The sequence below is a fragment of the Mesorhizobium sp. KR1-2 genome (assembly GCF_040045035.1).
Taxonomy (GTDB): Bacteria; Pseudomonadota; Alphaproteobacteria; order Rhizobiales; family Rhizobiaceae; genus Pseudaminobacter.
Genome location: NZ_JBDZDS010000002.1, coordinates 46,351 through 63,376 on the forward strand (window position 1 = coordinate 46,351; position 17,026 = coordinate 63,376).

Here is a 17,026-nt window from a genome sequence, read left to right on the forward strand (position 1 = left end):
ATTGGAAGGTCAGGAGACCACGACGATGATGATCTATATGCTTGCTACCGCAATGACCGTCGCAATGCTGATTGCGACTGCCGTCGGCCTGCATCAGGAGACGCAGCGTCTGCGCCACCGGGAGCAGAAAGTGCGCTCCAAGCACTTCGGGCCGCATTGACCTCCATCCCGCCTCGTCGCCCCGACGAGGCGGTATAGTTGCCGAAAATATCGATACTTCCGGCAAGCTTAATTCGTCTCTCCACCTTCCTCAGCCGTTTCCAACGAACCTTCTTCATCCTCGCCCTGAGGCTCGGAAATACGTTCGACGGAGACTACCTTCTCACCTTCGGCGGTATTGAAAATCGTGACGCCCTTGGTCGCGCGGCTGGCGATGCGGATGCCGTCGACCGGCACGCGAATGACCTGGCCGCCATCCGACACCAGCATGATCTGGTCCTCGTTGCCCACCGGGAAGGCGGCAACCAGCTGGCCGATCTCGGTGGCCTTGGACACATCGGTGGCGCGGATGCCCTTGCCGCCGCGGCCGGTCAGGCGGAAGTCGTAAGACGACGAGCGCTTGCCGTAGCCGTATTTGGTGACGGTCAGCACGAATTCCTCGCGCGCTTTCAGCTCTTCATACCGCTCGGTCGAAAGGCTGGTCTCCTCGCCGACATCCTCGTTGGTGAGCGCGATCTCCTCGTCCTCGCCCGTCGCCAGCTTGCGCTCGGCAACCGACTGCTTGAGATAGGCCGCGCGCTCCGCCGGGGTGGCGTCGACATGATGCAGGATGGTCATGGAGATGGCGCGATCGCTGTCGGGCATCGAAATGCCGCGGACACCGACCGAATTGCGGCCTGCGAAGACGCGCACATCGGTCACCGGGAAGCGGATGCACTGGCCCGAAGCCGCCGTCAGCAGCACGTCGTCGAACTCGGTGCAGGTCTCGACGCCGAGAATCTCGTCGCCCTCCTCCTCGAGCTTCATGGCGATCTTGCCGTTGCGCTTCACATCAACGAAGTCGGACAGCTTGTTGCGCCGCACCGTGCCGCGCGTGGTGGCGAACATCACGTCGAGCTCGCCCCAGCTTGCCTCGTCCTCCGGCAAGGGCATGATGGTGGTGATGCGCTCGCCCTGCTCCAATGGCAGCATGTTGATCAAGGCCTTGCCGCGCGATTGCGGATTGCCGATGGGCAGGCGCCAGACCTTTTCCTTGTAGACGATGCCGCGCGAGGAGAAGAACAGCACCGGCGTATGCGTATTGGCCACGAACAGCCGCGTGACGAAATCCTCGTCCTTGGTCGACATGCCCGAGCGGCCCTTGCCGCCGCGACGTTGCGCCCGATAGAGCGACAGCGGCACGCGCTTGATGTAGCCGGAATGGCTGACGGTGACGACCATGTCCTCGCGCTGGATGAGGTCCTCGTCCTCCATGTCGGCGCCGCCTTCCGACAGCTCCGTGCGGCGCGGCGTGCCGAATTCATCGCGCACCAGCGCAAGCTCGTCCTTGACGATCTGCTGGATGCGCGCACGCGACGACAGGATGTCGAGATAGTCGGTGATCTCGGTCCCGATCGTGTTCAATTCGTCGGCGATTTCGTCGCGACCCAGCGCGGTAAGGCGCTGCAGGCGCAGTTCCAGGATGGCGCGCGCCTGCTCTTCCGACAGATTGTAGGTGCCGTCCTCGTTGATGCGATGGCGCGGATCGTCGATGAGCAGGATCAGCGACTCCACGTCGCTGGCGGGCCAACGGCGCTCCATCAACTGGTCGCGAGCCGACTGCGGATCCGGCGCGGTGCGGATCAGCTTGATGACCTCGTCGATATTGGCGACGGCGATGGCCAGGCCCACCAAGACATGGGCGCGGTCGCGCGCCTTGCGCAGCAGGTATTTGGTGCGACGGCTGATCACCTCCTCGCGGAAGCTGGCGAAGGCCTTCAGCATGTCGACCAGCGTCATCACTTCCGGCTTGCCGCCGTTCAGCGCAACCATGTTGGCGCCGAAGGAGGTCTGCAGCGGAGTGAAGCGATAGAGCTGGTTGAGGATGACCTCGGCGTTGGCATCGCGCTTGAGCTCGATGACGACGCGGTAGCCTTGGCGATCGGATTCGTCGCGAATATCGGAGATGCCCTCGATGCGCTTGTCGCGCACCAGTTCGGCCATCTTCTCGATCATCGTCGCCTTGTTCACCTGATAGGGAACCTCGGTGATGATGATGGCTTCGCGGTCATTGCGGATCTGCTCGATCTCGACGCGTCCGCGCATGATGATCGAGCCGCGGCCGCTGGAATAGGCGCTGTAGATGCCGGACCGGCCAAGCACGATGCCGCCGGTGGGGAAGTCCGGGCCGGGCACGATTTCCATCAGCGACGGCAGATCGATCGCCGGATTGTCGATGATGGCAATGGCGCCGTTGCAGACCTCGATCAGGTTGTGCGGCGGGATGTTGGTCGCCATGCCGACGGCGATGCCGCCGGAACCGTTGACCAACAGGTTCGGGAAGCGCGCCGGCAGGACCCGCGGCTCCTTGCCTGAGGCGTCGTAGGTTTCCTGGAAATCGACGGTTTCCTTGTCGATATCTTCGAGAAGCTCGTGCGCGACCTTGGTGAGGCGCGACTCGGTGTAACGCATCGCCGCCGGCGGGTCGCCGTCGATCGAGCCGAAATTGCCCTGCCCATCGATCATCGGCACGCGCAACGACCAGTCCTGTGCCATGCGGACCAAGGCGTCGTAGATCGAGGCGTCGCCGTGCGGGTGATATTTACCCATGACGTCAGCCACGGGGCGCGCCGACTTCACATATTTGCGGTTCCAGTGATAGCCGCTCTCATGGGAGGCGTAGAGGATGCGACGGTGAACCGGCTTCAAACCATCGCGAACGTCCGGAAGCGCACGACTGACGATGACGCTCATCGCATAGTCGAGATAGGAACGCTGCATCTCCTCGATGATCGAGACAGGCTCGATGTCGGAGGGGCCGCCGGGTCCACCCGGTATTTTCTGTTCGGTCAAATCAGATCACTGAGTCGTTGGGAATCACTTCCCCCTTATATAGGAACAGATTGGAATTCTCCAACGCGCGCCCGGCTTTTCCCGAACTGTTTTACATCGTGATTTCAAGAAGATACAAGAAATTGCGAAGCGTGCGACACCATGACGGCAAAACCGTGCGGATTTCACCCGAAATGGCGTGCGCGGGCTCCAAAACAGGGCTGGCGCAGATCGCGACGGCAGGCTAGCCTGCATGCAGGAGGGCGATCGATGCCGAATTTCGACAGTATTTTCAATGCCTTCGTAACGATCCTCGTCACCATTGATCCACCTGGACTGGCGCCGCTCTTCCTGGCGGTGACCCGCGGCATGACGCGACACGAGCGCCAACAGGTCTCGATCCGCGCCAGCGTGATAGGGTTTGGGGTTCTGGCGCTGTTCGCTATCGCCGGCGCCGCGATCCTTTCAGTGTTCGGCATCACGCTGCCGGCCTTCCGGGTGGCTGGCGGCTTCCTGCTCTTTTTCATCGCCTTCGAGATGGTGTTCGAGAAACGCCAGGACCGGAAGGAAAAGATCTCGGACGTCGCCATCACGCGGGACCACATCCACAACCTCGCCGCCTTCCCGCTGGCGATCCCACTGATCGCGGGTCCCGGCGCGATCTCGGCGACGGTGTTGCTGTCCGGTTCTTTCCAGGGCTGGCTGGCGCAGGCAGCCCTCGTCGGCATCATCCTCGCCTGCCTGATCCTGACCTATCTCGTCTTCGTGCTAGCCGAGCGCATCGACGGCCTGCTCGGCCAGACCGGGCGCTCCATCCTGACGCGACTGCTGGGCGTCATCCTGGCGGCACTTGCCGTGCAGTTCGTCGCCGATGGCGTGAAGGCGCTAGCGGCAAGCTAACCAGCTAAAAACACTCTCCTGAAACGCAAGGGGCGGCCTGAAAAGGCCGCCCTTAATATCGCTTCAGCTTGCCGATGCTGGCCGGCAGCAACTGTGGCTGCCAACTTGCACTGATGATACTCAGAATGGTTCTGTGCGGTGGGAAATGTCAACTTGCATCCGAGTCCGACGGTCGGCGCTTCCGCATCCCGACCGTGATCGACGACTGCACGCGCGAAAGCTCGGCGCTCGTGGCCGACGCTTCGCTCTCGAGCGTACGTGTGGTACGGGAACTGGACCGACTGATCATCGACCGCGGCCGGCCGAAGATGATCGTCAGCGACAACGGCAGCGAGTTCACCAGCAATGCCATCCTGGCCTGGGTCGATCAGGCGCGTGTCAAATGGCATTACATCTCGCCGGACAAGTCATGCAAAACGGCTTCATCAAGAGCTTCAACGGACGCCTGCGCGATGCGTTGCTCAACGAGACGCCGTACTCCTCGCTGGCTCAGGCGCGCGGGGCTTGAACATCTGGCGGACGGCCTACCACGGCTCGCGCCGGCACTCACAGCTCGGAGGACAGACGCCCGATGAGTTCGCACATGAGGGCTCCGAGTGCCGCACCGATCGCCACACCCATGCCCCCCAATATATGCGGCTCGCTGCGGCACTATCCCTGCCTCGCCGCCTAGTCTCGCCGAAAACGACACCTAACCGTCTTTTCGCAGGAATGTTCCGCAACTCGAACCTTTGGCCTTTGCGGCGAACATTGTCCCGTGACTACTGCCGGGAGCAAAAGCGCCCGCTGCTCGAGCGAGGAGCCGGCGGGCAATGATGGAGCAAGCTCGCCAGCAGGCCGCCCAAGCCGCGAAACGGAAGCCATTGCCGATCTCGCCACTGCCGAAAAGCTCATCGACCACATGCTCAGTTCCTTGATGTGGCTGGCATGGCTGGTATGGCTGGCGCCGACTGTGTTACAGTGCTTATTCAATGCCTGCCAGCCACGCGCTCAACGCCGAGCGGCAGTTGGGCTTATTTGGATCAGTTGGGTCTGGCAATTTACTAACGATAACAGAGCCGCCAAGCCAGGCGGCGGAGCATTGTGGGGTTTTGGGGGTGTTTGGTCCGCGATAGGAGGGACGCTCCCGAATGAGTTTGTCGCAGAACCCCCAAGGTGCTTTGCGCGGCGTTCGCCGCGGCGGAGTACCTTGCCTGCTCAGCGTCGGGCTTGCCTCCTGTTCTGGAGGTGTGCTGGACCCGCGCGGCCCCGTCGGCGCGGACAACGCCACGATCCTGATCAACGCCACTGTGATCATGCTGGCCATCGTCGTTCCGACGATATTGCTGGCCTTGTGGGTAGCCTGGCAGTACCGCGCGTCGAATCCCCGCGGGGAATACCTGCCCTACTGGTCCTATTCGGGACGGATCGAAGCAGTCGTCTGGTCGATCCCGACCCTGACCGTCATGTTTCTTAGCGGCCTGATCTGGATCGGCTCCTACAAGGTCGACCCGTTCAGGCCGTTGCCCTCCAAAGTCCCGCCTCTCGAGGTGCAGGTCGTTTCGCTCGACTGGAAATGGCTGTTCATCTACCCCCAGCAGGGGATTGCGTCCCTTAACCAGCTGGTGATTCCGGCGGCGACGCCGGTCCATTTCTCGATCACCTCGGCCAGCGTCTTCAATGCTTTCTTCGTGCCTCAGCTGGGCTCGATGATTTACGCCATGCCAGGCATGGTCTCGCAGTTGCACCTGCAGGCCGATGACCCGGGGCAGCTCTGGGGCACGTCCGCACATTTTTCCGGCGACGGCTTCTCCGACATGCAGTTCCAGGTGAAGAGCGTGACCGACGCCGACTTCGCGGCGTGGGTGGGCAGCGTCCGGGGCGCCGGTCCGGTCCTCGACCGCGCGGCCTACGCCGAGCTCACGCATCAGGCCCAGCGTGTGCCTCCCTCGACCTACGGCGGGATCGATCCCCAGCTCTTCCATGCCGTGGCCACCCAGGAGATCGCTCCAGGCCCCGGTCCGGAGCCCGAAGGGCCGTCGCACGCCGGGCGCGAAGTATCGACCGGCGGAAAGGACTGACGATGTTCGGCAAACTTGACCTTTCAGCGATCCCGTTTTCCGAACCGATCGCGCTGATTACCTCGGTGGTCGTTATCCTCATCGCCGTTGGCGTTCTGATCCTGATCACCGTGAAAGGCTGGTGGCCGTATCTGTGGCACGAATGGATAACCAGTGTCGACCACAAGCGGATCGGCGTCATGTACTGCCTGCTCGGTGTCGTGATGCTGATCCGCGGGTTCGCCGACGCCATCATGATGCGCACCCAACAAGCGGTGGCCATCAACGCGCCCGGCTATCTGTCGCCGGAGCATTACGACCAGATATTCACGGCGCACGGCACGATCATGATATTGTTCGGAGCGATGCCGCTGGTGCTGGGGTTCATGAACTTCCTGGTGCCACTGCAGCTCGGCGTGCGGGACGTGGCGTTCCCGACCTTCAATTCAGTCGGCTTTTGGCTGACCGCAAGCGGCGCCCTGCTCATCAACGTGTCTCTGTTTGTCGGCGAGTTCGCCCGCACCGGTTGGCTGCCTTACCCGCCACTCAGCGAGACGGCTTACACACCGGGCGTCGGCGTCGACTATTACCTCTGGGCCGTGCAGATTTCCGGGGTAGGCACCCTGATCACAGGGATCAACATCGTCACCACGGTGCTGAAGATGCGTTGTCCCGGCATGAGTTACCTGCGCATGCCGGTGTTCTGCTGGACCGCGCTAGCCTCCTGCCTGCTGATCGTCGCCACTTTCCCGGTTCTGACCGCTACCCTGGCTATGCTGACGCTGGATCGCTATCTCGGCTGGCATTACTTCACGAACACCGCTGGCGGAAACCCGATGATGTTCGTCAACCTGGTGTGGGCCTGGGGACATCCGGAGGTCTACATCCTGGTCCTTCCGGCCTTCGGCATCTTCTCCGAGGTCTTCTCGACCTTCTCAGGCAAGCCGCTGTTTGGATACCGATCCATGGTCGCCGCCACCCTGTTCATCTGCATCGTGTCGATGATGGTCTGGCTGCACCACTTCTTCACCATGGGCGCGGGCCCGGCGGTCAACACGTTCTTCGGCATCTCCTCGAGCATCATCGCGGTCGGTACCGGGGTGAAGATCTACAACTGGATCTTCACCATGTATGGCGGTCGGGTGCGCTTCGAAGTTCCCATGCTGTGGTCCATGGGCTTCATCTTCACCTTCATCATCGGCGGCCTGACCGGCGTGCTGCTGGCCATCCCGCCGGCGGATTTCGTGACCCACAACTCCATGTTCCTGGTGGCGCATTTCCACAATGTCATCATAGGCGGGGTGGTGTTCGCGGTCTTTGCAGGCCTGGAGTTCTGGTTTCCCAAGGCGTTCGGATTCCGGCTGCATGAAGGCTGGGGCAAGGCTGCCTTCTGGTTTGCCTTCATCGGCTTCTGGGTGACCTTCACGCCGCTCTACGTTCTGGGCCTGCTCGGCATGACACGGCGCCTGCAGCATATCAACTTCGAGGAGTGGCGGCCCTGGTTGTACATCTCGGTGATCGGCGTCGGAATCCTCATTCTGGGGGTGATCTCGCAAGCGACGCAGCTTGTGGTCAGCATCCGCGACCGCCAGAATCTCCGCGACGTGACGGGCGATCCATGGGACGGCCGCTCCCTCGAATGGGCCACGCCCTCGCCCCCGCCCTTCTTCAACTTCGCCGTAATGCCGGACGTCGAGGGAGAAGAGGCGTATTGGGGCATCAAGCTGCGCGCGGTGGAGACCCAGCAGCTGTCACCCGAGCCAACGTACGAGCCTATCCACATGCCCGTGAACAGCCCGGTTGGCTTCTACACGGCCTTTTTCACCTCAGTCTTCGGCTTTGCGATGGTCTGGTACATCTGGTGGCTCGCGATCCTCGCGCTGGTGGCGGCCTTTGCGGGATTCGTCGTTTTCGCCTGGCGTGACGTCCACGAATTCGAGGTGCCGGTCGAGCAGGTGGCCAGCGTGGACCGGGCCCGTCGTGCGGCCCGCGCAGCCTTGCTCGACAGGCTCGGCACACAGGAAGTCCTACCATGACCTATACCGGGCTACCCGCCAGTATAGAGACTATCCGCCGCGTCCGCGAAGACCCTCACCGGCTCGGCCATCGCGCCCACGGGGCGGCAGAACCCGTTCCGGGGGCTGGCCATGGCGAGACAGGCCCGGCCCGGAAGCGTATCATCGTGGGCTATGGTTTCTGGATTTATCTGCTCAGCGACATCGTCTTGTTTTCCTGCTTTTTCGCGGCCTTCGCCGTGCTGCGGGAAGCGACGGCCGGCGGCCCGACGATATCCCAAATCGTTGACCTCCCCCGAGTGGCGTTCGAGACGACGGCGCTGTTGCTGTCCAGCTACACCTGCATGCTCTCCTACGCGGCAATGAACGCGCGGAGTCGCCTGTGGACCCAGATTTTCCTGCTGATCACCGGCTTCCTCGGCCTGGTGTTCGTTCTTCTTGAGCTGCAGGAGTTCATTGAACTGGCTGCTCGAGGGATCACGCCTCAGCTCAGCGGGATGCTCACGTCCTTCTTTGGCTTAGTGGGTCTGCATGGGCTGCATGTCACTCTTGGCGGACTGTGGCTCGCCACCATGCTGGCACAGGTGCAAGTCAAGGGCTTCCGGCCAGAAATCGTTCACCGGCTGATCTGCTTCAATCTCTTCTGGCATGCTCTCGACATTGTCTGGATCGGCATCTTCACCATCGTCTACCTGATTGGGAGCGGTGCATGAGCCATTTTGAATCCGACCCTCATCTCTACACGGGTGTCCTGGACGACCGGGAAGATCACGCCCCTGGCGACGCGCCGGAGGAGAGCGCCGGCCACTGGGTGCGAAACGCAAATATTGGCCTCGGGTTCTCTATCGTGCTCACGGTCGCGTCTTTCCTTCTGGCGGGTTCGAATGCCATCTACGCGCCGGCCATTCCGGTCGCTCTGATCGTGCTCGCCATCGCCCAGATAGGCGTACACCTTGTGTTCTTCCTCCACATCACGACGGGCCCGGACAACACGAACAACGTATTGGCTCTTGCCTTCGGCACCCTGGTTGTCTTCCTGATCGTCATCGGATCGATCTGGATCATGGGCAACCTAAGCAACAATATGATGCCCATGGAGCAGCTGATGCAGATGCAGAGATAGGGGCGGCACGGCTCTTTGTAGCGCCGGTTCATGAACTCACGTCAGCGACTCAAAACATCTCGTTTCCCATAGTTCCTGCCCCAGTCAGATAGGCCATCGCAGGGTGAGCTCTCCAGCCATCGCGGACGGACGATGCACCGTGTTTGGCCAATCGGCTGACGGGCCGGGTCCGTCCTGATGTGTAATTCCGCAAGCATCAACGCCCTCGCCATTTCATTTGCCACATGCTAATAGTCGAAAGAAAAGGGAGGGTAATATGAAAGCTTCATCTATCGCTTTTTCAGTAGCGGTGTTGCTGTCCTTGGTCGGCATGATCTGGGGGATATCCATGGCGATCTCACAGGACCACTCTACTATGCCGGCGCATGCACATCTTAATTTGCTGGGTTGGGTCTCTCTATTTCTCTTCGGGGTATTCTATCACCTCCATCCAGCCATAGACCGAGGCCGCACCGCGCTCATTCAGGTCGCTCTCTGGATAGCTGGAACCGTCGTGCTTACGATCGGTGTCGGCCTCGTTCACTCAGGAACTCCGGCGGGCGATCCCATTGCTGGCATCGGCTCCTTGATTGTCCTTGCTGGAATGGTGCTTTTCGGTTGGATCGTGGTTCGGCGAGAGCGGAACGCAGATGTTGCCAACGGAAGGCCTTCGACTGCCGCAGCCAGATAAGACGATATCTCGTTTGATGTCCAGGCCCGGCCAAGTGTCGGGCCTTTTCGTTGCGGGCGGCGTGGCGAATCCTTGGCGGCTTTTCGCCAACCTCATCGCGTGCATGCAAAACCCTTGGGAACGCCCTGTTTTTACAGCGGGCGCCGCACCTTATTGCCGCACGATGAAACCGCCGTCCCCTTTCGCCGGGACGGGTCGATCTCTTTCGATGAGGTGCCGGCTGTCACCAGGTGCATTTTCGACGCAATCGATACAAAGAACAATGGCAAGAGCGCGCTTGAAGAAATCGAGGCCTTCTTGCGGAACTAGGAGCAAACAAACGAAAGACCCGCCCCGGCGAACCGGGGCGGGAGGACCTTGGCGACGATGAAATGCTATCTCAGGCTGCAATTTAGCAAATTCATGTTTCGCATTCATGTCAGGGAAATCGGCAGTCGGTTGGCCCGCCGCCTAGTTGAAACGGCGGGTTCTTGCTTGGCGGCAAAATGGTCTGAACCGCAGAAGGCGGCCGACCTCATCCGTCATTCGGTATCTCCGGATCGTAGTAGCCGGGGGTAGCAGCGCTGTCGCGGTCACCTCGGCCTCCGCTTCGCCGCGCCGCACTAGGGCGCCTGCAAAGGTTTCCTTCAAAGCAGCCGCTTCGCCGGGCATCGACTCGCCGGTTGGCATGGACTGGTCGAGCAGTACATTGCCACTGACAAGTCGCACGCCCGCCGCCACCGAGTGAGAGCTTGACCAGGTCCCCCCGGCACAAGTTCGACCGCAGGTAGCAACCAGAACCGGACAAGGCGCGGAAATCAGGATCTCGACGGCGCATGCTGGGGCGACAGGGGCAGATCAAGCTCAGGAGGCTGTTGGTCTCGAATCCCGGCGCCGCGCTGAAATGCCAGTAATCAGCACCGCAATGATGCCAGTCAGGAAAATGCCGTCGAAAGTTCCCGCCCCGCCAATCGATAGGATGGGGGCACCCAGTTCGGCAAACGAGCCAAAATTCAGCAGATCGCCCCCGATTAATGTGCCAAGCGACCCAGCGACATAGGCAAGCGATGCGGCGCTCTGGCGTGACAGCAGCAGCGCAATGATGGTCGCTGCAATCGCCGGGATGAATACCGGCACGGCAATCCCCATCCCCGGCACGGGTGAAGAAAACCAGTAACAAATCGCACCCACGACAACTGTGGCCAACAGTCCCGCCGCCCAGAGCTGCCATCGAAAGAGAAGATATGCGGACATAATCACCGGAATGACCGCTCCCCCCACGTTTACGGCAAGCACGGTCCCTCCCCAATCGGTCGGCGGCGGGATCTGATAGCGCATGCCGAAGAAATCAACCATTTGCCCCGCCGCCACGGTCTCTGACGGAATCAGCGCGAGGGGGATGTTGATGAAACTTCCGATCAGGGATCCAAGCAGCACAACCACGGCTTGGGCGTGTGTCAGGCCCAGTTGCTGATACGCGCGCCTTATCAGGCTGAAAACCAACACCAGCAAGCAAAGCGCAACGAGAACGAAGAAGAAAATGGGCGCGAGCGGAAGGTAGAGGAACTGAGCGATGTCCATTGGAGCCTCCGCTGCAAAGCCTCATGAGTGGCTCCGAGGATATTCACGCAGATTGCGAAGGGACACAACACCCCGCGTCCAGCCAAACCAACTTCGCGTACTCAGCCGGCACTCTGTTGGAGAGTATGTGCACCGCCAACGCTGGCGCTGGTCCGGGCCCTGCGGGCCAAGGCGGAGCGCCGGCGGGTTGGACTACCACTCTGCGCCAGTTTCGTTCCACACGCCGAAATGGATACAGCCGAGCACGCCGTTCTTTCTCACAGGGTCCAGAAGCTGCGGCTTGGCAAACTGCACGGTCGCGCAAAGCGGCCAGTTGAACAATATCTTGTAGCCCGTTGCGTCCGCGCGAACGATCACGTTCGACCCGTTTCGCAGCGGCTTGGGAAGCTCGCCGGCCAGTTCGGGCGCCATCGTCTTCAATGGCACGAATTTTTCTCCGGCCACCTGGGTCAGCCCGTCGGGGTCCTTCGCCTGCCGCCCGATAACCTCCTCGCGAACCCGCTCGAGGAATGCCTCCGCTATCTCAATCAGCGGGACGTTTTCCTCGTAGGCAGCCGCTACAGCACTGCTGCCGGGAACCTTGTCGAAGGCCGACAGCGCGCCACTCCAGGCAAGCCCCGCGCCGAGCGCCCCCGCAAACACGAGGCCGACCAGCGTCCCGAGCGTGAAACCATGCCGCCCCGGCCGGGCGGCCTGCGCTCCGTCGCTCGCTGGATAGGCTGGCGTGACAAGACCGACGCCGAGCACCTCCCCGTTCTGAGCTTCTTCCCCGGAACGACGCGTCTGGATCATCTCTTCAAGCGAATCCCGCAGCATGGAGCCAACTTCCGGCCCCAGCGACAGTTCCGGTTTCTTCAGAAGTGAATCAACCGCAAGGCGAAGCCTTATATAGCCTGCCTCCCGCTCCTCGAGGCTCTTTGTGTCGAGCGCCGCCACGGAACGGCGAAGTGTTTCCTCGATTTTTTGAATTTGAAGCTCGGACATCAATATCATCCTTTTTCAAAAACACTTCGCAGTTGCCTCACATGCCGGTCTCGGCGCTCAAAGCAGTAGTTCCAGGGCTGCAAACGCGGGCCGCTTCACCAGTCCCTAATGCCCTGAAAAGCGTGGATATACCCACCGTCCCGATCTCCAGGACACAGGGGGATGTAACCGCAGATTGTTATCTTGGGTCAACCGATCGATTCGATGAAGGGCAACTGCAACAAGACGCGATTTCGCAAGGTTTTCTGCATTGGGGATAGCTTACGCCCTTGGCGCTCGTGCCGGAGGCACAAACACTCTCATCAATCGACCATCGGCTCGCCGCAGGGCTGGTAGAGCAGGTTGACCCACCAGGAGCGATTGACCAGCCCCTTGCTGCCCATGCGCTCCGACAACGTGTCGACGCCGACGCACCATTCGACCAGCCGCGGCGACAGGCCGAATTCCTCGGCGAGATACGAAGCAGCCTCGTCGATGCCTTCGGAACAGCCGGCGGTCTTGCACAAATCCGCCTCGGTGGCGATGTCGAGCAGGGCGTCGTGGCCGATAGATGTGGTGCGGTACCAAAGAATGACCGCGCCCAGCAGGAGCAGGGCCAGAACGCCGGCGGCGATCCTCACGATTTTTTTCAAACGACCCCCGCCCGTGTTTCCTTGCCCCGTCGGCATATGGTCTAGCCTTCACCTGCAACCGAGTCAAAAGCCTCGGCTATCATTGCCGCCTGGCACACCCGCGCCGGGCTGCCATTCCCGCTGCATCAGCAATGAAAAAGGGGCCGCTTGCGGCCCCTTTCAGGTCGGCTCGTCCAGCCTCAGGCGTTGGCTGCCGCCACCGCACGCTTGGCCATGACCAGCACAAGGTTGGCGCGGTATTCGGGCGATGCGTGAATGTCGCCCATCAGGCTGTCCGACGGCACGGACACGCCTTCCAGGGCCGAGGCGTCGAACTTCTTGGCCAGTGCCGCCTCGATCTGTTTCGAGCGGAACACGCCGTCGTCTCCAGCGCCCGTGACCGCCACGCGCACGCCGTCCTTATCCTTGGCCACGAACACGCCGGCAATGGCGTAGCGCGAGGCAGGATTGGGGAACTTCTGGTAGGCAGCCTTCGCGGGCGCGGTGAAGGTCACCGCAGTGATGATCTCGTCCTCCTTCAGCGCCGTCTCGAACAGGCCCTTGAAGAACTTGTCGGCCGGAATCTCGCGCTTGTTGGTGACGATGGTCGCACCAAGCGCAAGCATGGCGGCCGGATAGTCGGCAGCCGGGTCGTTGTTGGCGATTGAGCCGCCTATCGTGCCGCGATAGCGCACGGCAACGTCGCCGATCAGGCCGGCAAGCTCGGCAATCGCCGGGCAAACCTTCTTCAGCTTCTCGTCATTGGCAACCTGATAGTGCGTGGTCCCTGCCCCGATCGTGACGGTCTTGCCCGAGACCTTGATGCCTTTCAGCTCGGGAATGTGGCCAAGGTCGACGAGGTCGGACGGCGCCGCGAGTCTCGTCTTCATGGCCGGGATCAGCGTCATGCCCCCCGCCAGGAACTTGGCGTCGCCCTTCTTGATGAGCTTCGCGGCGTCGGCGACCGAGGAAGCGCGGTGATAGTTGACGGAATACATGGTCGTTCCTCCTCAGTGCTTCGTGGCCGAGCGGATCGCCGCCCACACTTTCTGCGGGGTGGCCGGCATGGTCAGGTCTTCCGTGCCTATGGCGTCCGTGATGGCGTTGATGACGGCAGGCGGCGAACCGATTGCGCCCGCCTCGCCGCAGCCCTTCATGCCGAGCGGATTGGACGGCGATGGCGTGTTCGAGGTCGAAACCTTGAACGAAGGCAGGTCGGCGGCACGCGGCATGGTGTAGTCCATGTAGCTCGCCGTCAGCAGCTGGCCGTTGTCGGGGTCATAATACGCGCCCTCCAGCAAGGCCTGGCCAATGCCCTGCGCAATGCCGCCATGCACCTGGCCCTCGACGATCATCGGATTGATGATGTTGCCGAAATCGTCCGCTGCCACGAACTGTACGATCTCGGTCACGCCAGTGTCGGGATCGACCTCGACCTCGCAGATGTAGCAGCCAGCCGGGAAGGTGAAGTTGGCCGGATCGTAGAAGGCCGTTTCCTTCAGGCCCGGCTCCATGCCGCCCGGCAGGTTGTGCGCGGTGTAGGCGGCGAGCGCCACCTGGAACCACGGCACGCTCTTGTCGGTACCGGCCACCTTGAGTGCTCCGTTCTCGATGACGATGTCGCCTTCGTCGGCCTCCATCAGATGGGCGGCGATCTTCTTTGCCTTTGCCTCGACCTTGTCGAGCGCCTTCACGATCGCGCTCATGCCGACTGCGCCGGAGCGCGAACCGTATGTGCCCATGCCCATCTGCACCTTGTCGGTGTCGCCATGGACGATGGAGATGGAATCGAGTGGCACCGAGAGGCGCTCGGCCACCAGCTGGGCGAAGGTGGTTTCATGCCCCTGTCCGTGGCTGTGCGAGCCGGTCAGCACCTCGATGGTGCCCACCGCGTTGACGCGCACCTCTGCCGATTCCCAAAGGCCGACGCCCGCCCCGAGCGAGCCCACCGCTGCCGAGGGTGCGATGCCGCAGGCCTCGATGTAGCAGCTCATGCCGATGCCGCGCAGCTTGCCGCGTTTCGCGGCCTCGGCCTTGCGTTTGGCAAAACCGGCATAGTCGGCCTCTTTCATGGCCGCATCGAGCGAGGCTGCGAAGTCGCCCGCGTCATAGTTCATGATCACCGGCGTCTGGTGCGGGAAGGAGGTGATGAAGTTCTTGCGCCTGAGTTCCGCTGGCGAAATGCCGAACTGACGCGCCGACACTTCCATCATGCGTTCCACGAGGAAGGCAGCTTCAGGGCGCCCTGCCCCGCGATAGGCATCGACGGGGGCGGTGTTGGTGTAGATCGCCTTCACATTCCCATGGATGGCCGGAATGTCATACTGGCCCGAGAGCAGCGTCGCGTAGAGGTAGGTCGGCGTTGCGGACGAGAACAGCGACATGTAGGCGCCGAGATTGGCCATGGTTTCGACCTTGAAACCGAGGATCTTGTGGTTCTCGTCGAACGCCATCTCGGCATGGGTCACATGGTCCCGGCCATGGGCGTCGCACAGGAAACTCTCGCTACGATCCGCCACCCATTTGACCGGCACGCCGGTCTTCTTGGAAGCCCACAGGCAGACGATCTCCTCCGGATAGATGTAAATCTTGGAGCCGAAGCCACCGCCGACATCGGGAGCGATGACGCGCAGCTTGTTTTCCGGCGCGACGTTGTAGAAGGCGCTCATCACCAGGCGCGCGACATGCGGGTTCTGCGACGTCGTCCAGCAGGTGTAGTGGTCTTCGGCCTTGTCGTAATGACCGAGCGCCGCGCGTGGCTCCATGGCATTGGGCACCAGGCGGTTGTTGATGACGTCCATCTTGACCACGTGCGCCGCCTTCTTGAAGGCTGCCTCGGTTTCCTGAACGTTGCCGATCTCCCAATCGAAGATCAGATTGCCTTCGGCTTCGGGGTGGATCTGCGGTGCGCCCTTCCGGACGGCCTCGGTCACGTCGGCGACCGATTTCAGCTCCTTGTAGGTGACCTCCACGGCCTCGGCCGCGTCGCGGGCCTGGGCCTTGGTTTCGGCCACGACGACCACCACCGCGTCGCCGACATAACGCACCTTGTCCACCGCCAGCGGCGACCAGGCGCCCATCTTCATCGGCGAGCCGTCCTTGGAATGGATCATCCAGCCGCAGATCAGGTTGCCGATGCCGTCGGCCTTGAGCTCCTTGCCGGTCAGCACGCCGATCACGCCCGGCATGGCCTGGGCCGCCTTGACGTCGATCTTGCGGATCTGCGCATGGGCGTGCGGGCTGCGCACGAAGACCGCATGCTTCATTCCGGGAACCACCATGTCGTCGACATAGCGCCCGGCGCCGGTGATGAATCTCTTGTCTTCCTTGCGCGCAACGCGTGCGCCGATACCTTCAATGCCCATCAAAGTTCTCCTCCGGAACCTTCAAGAAGCGAAACGCGAAATGTGAATAACGAATGAGGCGGGACGGGCCGGAATCCGGACCATTTCGGCGGGAACGCCAGGAGCCCCTTTAATTCGCTATGCCCTTTTCGCCAGTTCCATTCACGCAGCCGCCTTCGCCCTGCCCGGGGCCTTGCTCTTGCCCTTGGCCATCGCCTTGGAGGCCGCCAGCACGGCCTTAACGATGTTGTGGTAGCCGGTGCAGCGGCAGATATTGCCTTCCAGCTCGGCCCGGACAGTCGCCTCGTCGAGGCCTTCAGGATGGCGGTTGATGATATCCACGGACGCCATGATCATGCCGGGCGTGCAGAAGCCGCATTGCAGCCCATGATTTTCCCGGAACGCGGCCTGCACGGGATGCAGGTCAGTGCCGTCGGCCAGCCCTTCGATAGTGACGACCGTGGAGCCCGAGGCCTGTGCGGCGAGCATTGTGCAGGACTTGACCGCCATGCCGTCGACATGGACGACGCAGGCGCCGCACTGCGATGTGTCGCAGCCGACATGCGTTCCGGTGAGCCCGAGATGCTCGCGCAGAAACTGAACCAGCAGCGTGCGGTCCTCCACCACGCCGCTCACGCGCCGGCCGTTCACAACCAACGATATTTCCGACATGTATCCTCCCTAGGTGCCCTGGCTGCCGCGGCCCGGCGGGACCGAGGACAGCGTTTGTTCGAACCCTGCAAGATGCAGCATAAGTACAATTCGTATTGCCCACAAATCGAGAATGCAGGCCGCACAAGAGCCCGTATA

At 61.8% G+C, this 17,026-nt stretch carries 16 protein-coding genes and 1 pseudogene; 8 read left to right on the top strand and 9 right to left on the bottom strand.

The window, feature by feature from the left end; translation table 11 throughout:
- Positions 1–25: 25 nt before the first annotated feature.
- A complete protein-coding gene (locus ABLE85_RS04410) occupies positions 26–160 on the top strand; it encodes a hypothetical protein (protein WP_348791500.1) in 135 nt (44 codons plus the stop codon).
- Between the two features lie 68 nt (positions 161–228).
- On the opposite strand, the gene gyrA is transcribed toward ABLE85_RS04410, so the two are convergent.
- Entirely contained in the window at positions 229–2,991 is a 2,763-nt protein-coding gene (gyrA, locus tag ABLE85_RS04415; RefSeq protein ID WP_348791501.1) for a DNA gyrase subunit A, read from the bottom strand.
- A gap of 50 nt (positions 2,992–3,041) precedes the next feature.
- Between gyrA and ABLE85_RS04420 the strand changes: the two genes are divergently transcribed.
- The 7 genes and pseudogenes from ABLE85_RS04420 (at position 3,042) to cyoD (ending at position 9,047) form a co-directional block, all read left to right on the top strand.
- Complete coding sequence (locus ABLE85_RS04420) at positions 3,042–3,218, top strand: hypothetical protein (RefSeq protein WP_348791502.1); 177 nt, start codon at positions 3,042–3,044, stop codon at positions 3,216–3,218.
- Positions 3,219–3,240: 22 nt separating this feature from the next.
- Complete coding sequence (locus tag ABLE85_RS04425; RefSeq protein WP_348791503.1) at positions 3,241–3,870, top strand: MarC family protein; 630 nt, start codon at positions 3,241–3,243, stop codon at positions 3,868–3,870.
- Between the two features lie 164 nt (positions 3,871–4,034).
- Positions 4,035–4,452, top strand: a pseudogene (locus ABLE85_RS04430) (integrase core domain-containing protein); the annotation flags it as partial.
- 548 nt (positions 4,453–5,000) lie between these two features.
- On the top strand, positions 5,001–5,930 hold the full coding sequence (gene cyoA / locus ABLE85_RS04435) for a ubiquinol oxidase subunit II (RefSeq protein ID WP_348791504.1): 930 nt from the start codon (positions 5,001–5,003) through the stop codon (positions 5,928–5,930).
- A 2-nt stretch (positions 5,931–5,932) separates the two neighbouring features.
- Complete coding sequence (locus ABLE85_RS04440; RefSeq protein ID WP_348791505.1) at positions 5,933–7,945, top strand: cbb3-type cytochrome c oxidase subunit I; 2,013 nt, start codon at positions 5,933–5,935, stop codon at positions 7,943–7,945.
- Complete coding sequence (locus ABLE85_RS04445) at positions 7,942–8,637, top strand: cytochrome c oxidase subunit 3 (protein ID WP_348791506.1); 696 nt, start codon at positions 7,942–7,944, stop codon at positions 8,635–8,637. Before ABLE85_RS04440 ends, ABLE85_RS04445 begins: the two co-directional genes overlap by 4 nt.
- Positions 8,634–9,047: a cytochrome o ubiquinol oxidase subunit IV gene (cyoD, locus tag ABLE85_RS04450; RefSeq protein ID WP_348791507.1), complete on the top strand. Its 414-nt coding sequence runs from the start codon at positions 8,634–8,636 to the stop codon at positions 9,045–9,047. Before ABLE85_RS04445 ends, cyoD begins: the two co-directional genes overlap by 4 nt.
- Positions 9,048–9,444: 397 nt before the next feature.
- Here cyoD and ABLE85_RS04455 read toward each other — a convergent pair whose 3' ends face one another.
- From ABLE85_RS04455 to ABLE85_RS04490, 8 genes are all read right to left on the bottom strand, one after another.
- Complete coding sequence (locus ABLE85_RS04455) at positions 9,445–9,570, bottom strand: hypothetical protein (protein ID WP_348791508.1); 126 nt, start codon at positions 9,568–9,570, stop codon at positions 9,445–9,447.
- A gap of 597 nt (positions 9,571–10,167) precedes the next feature.
- Positions 10,168–10,386 carry a hypothetical protein gene (locus tag ABLE85_RS04460; RefSeq protein WP_348792100.1) on the bottom strand — a complete coding sequence of 73 codons (219 nt, stop codon included), beginning with the start codon at positions 10,384–10,386 and terminating at the stop codon, positions 10,168–10,170.
- Between the two features lie 174 nt (positions 10,387–10,560).
- Positions 10,561–11,277 carry a DUF1614 domain-containing protein gene (locus ABLE85_RS04465; RefSeq protein WP_348791509.1) on the bottom strand — a complete coding sequence of 239 codons (717 nt, stop codon included), beginning with the start codon at positions 11,275–11,277 and terminating at the stop codon, positions 10,561–10,563.
- A gap of 192 nt (positions 11,278–11,469) precedes the next feature.
- The gene (locus tag ABLE85_RS04470; protein WP_348791510.1) at positions 11,470–12,264 is read right to left on the bottom strand and encodes a hypothetical protein; all 795 of its coding nucleotides are present in this window, start codon (positions 12,262–12,264) and stop codon (positions 11,470–11,472) included.
- A gap of 299 nt (positions 12,265–12,563) precedes the next feature.
- Positions 12,564–12,881 (bottom strand): hypothetical protein, encoded by a 318-nt coding sequence (locus tag ABLE85_RS04475; RefSeq protein WP_348791511.1) that lies wholly within the window; start codon positions 12,879–12,881, stop codon positions 12,564–12,566.
- Between the two features lie 191 nt (positions 12,882–13,072).
- Positions 13,073–13,870 (bottom strand): xanthine dehydrogenase family protein subunit M, encoded by a 798-nt coding sequence (locus tag ABLE85_RS04480; RefSeq protein ID WP_348791512.1) that lies wholly within the window; start codon positions 13,868–13,870, stop codon positions 13,073–13,075.
- Between the two features lie 12 nt (positions 13,871–13,882).
- Entirely contained in the window at positions 13,883–16,237 is a 2,355-nt protein-coding gene (locus tag ABLE85_RS04485; protein ID WP_348791513.1) for a xanthine dehydrogenase family protein molybdopterin-binding subunit, read from the bottom strand.
- A 141-nt stretch (positions 16,238–16,378) separates the two neighbouring features.
- Positions 16,379–16,888: a (2Fe-2S)-binding protein gene (locus tag ABLE85_RS04490; RefSeq protein WP_348791514.1), complete on the bottom strand. Its 510-nt coding sequence runs from the start codon at positions 16,886–16,888 to the stop codon at positions 16,379–16,381.
- Positions 16,889–17,026: the final 138 nt, after the last annotated feature.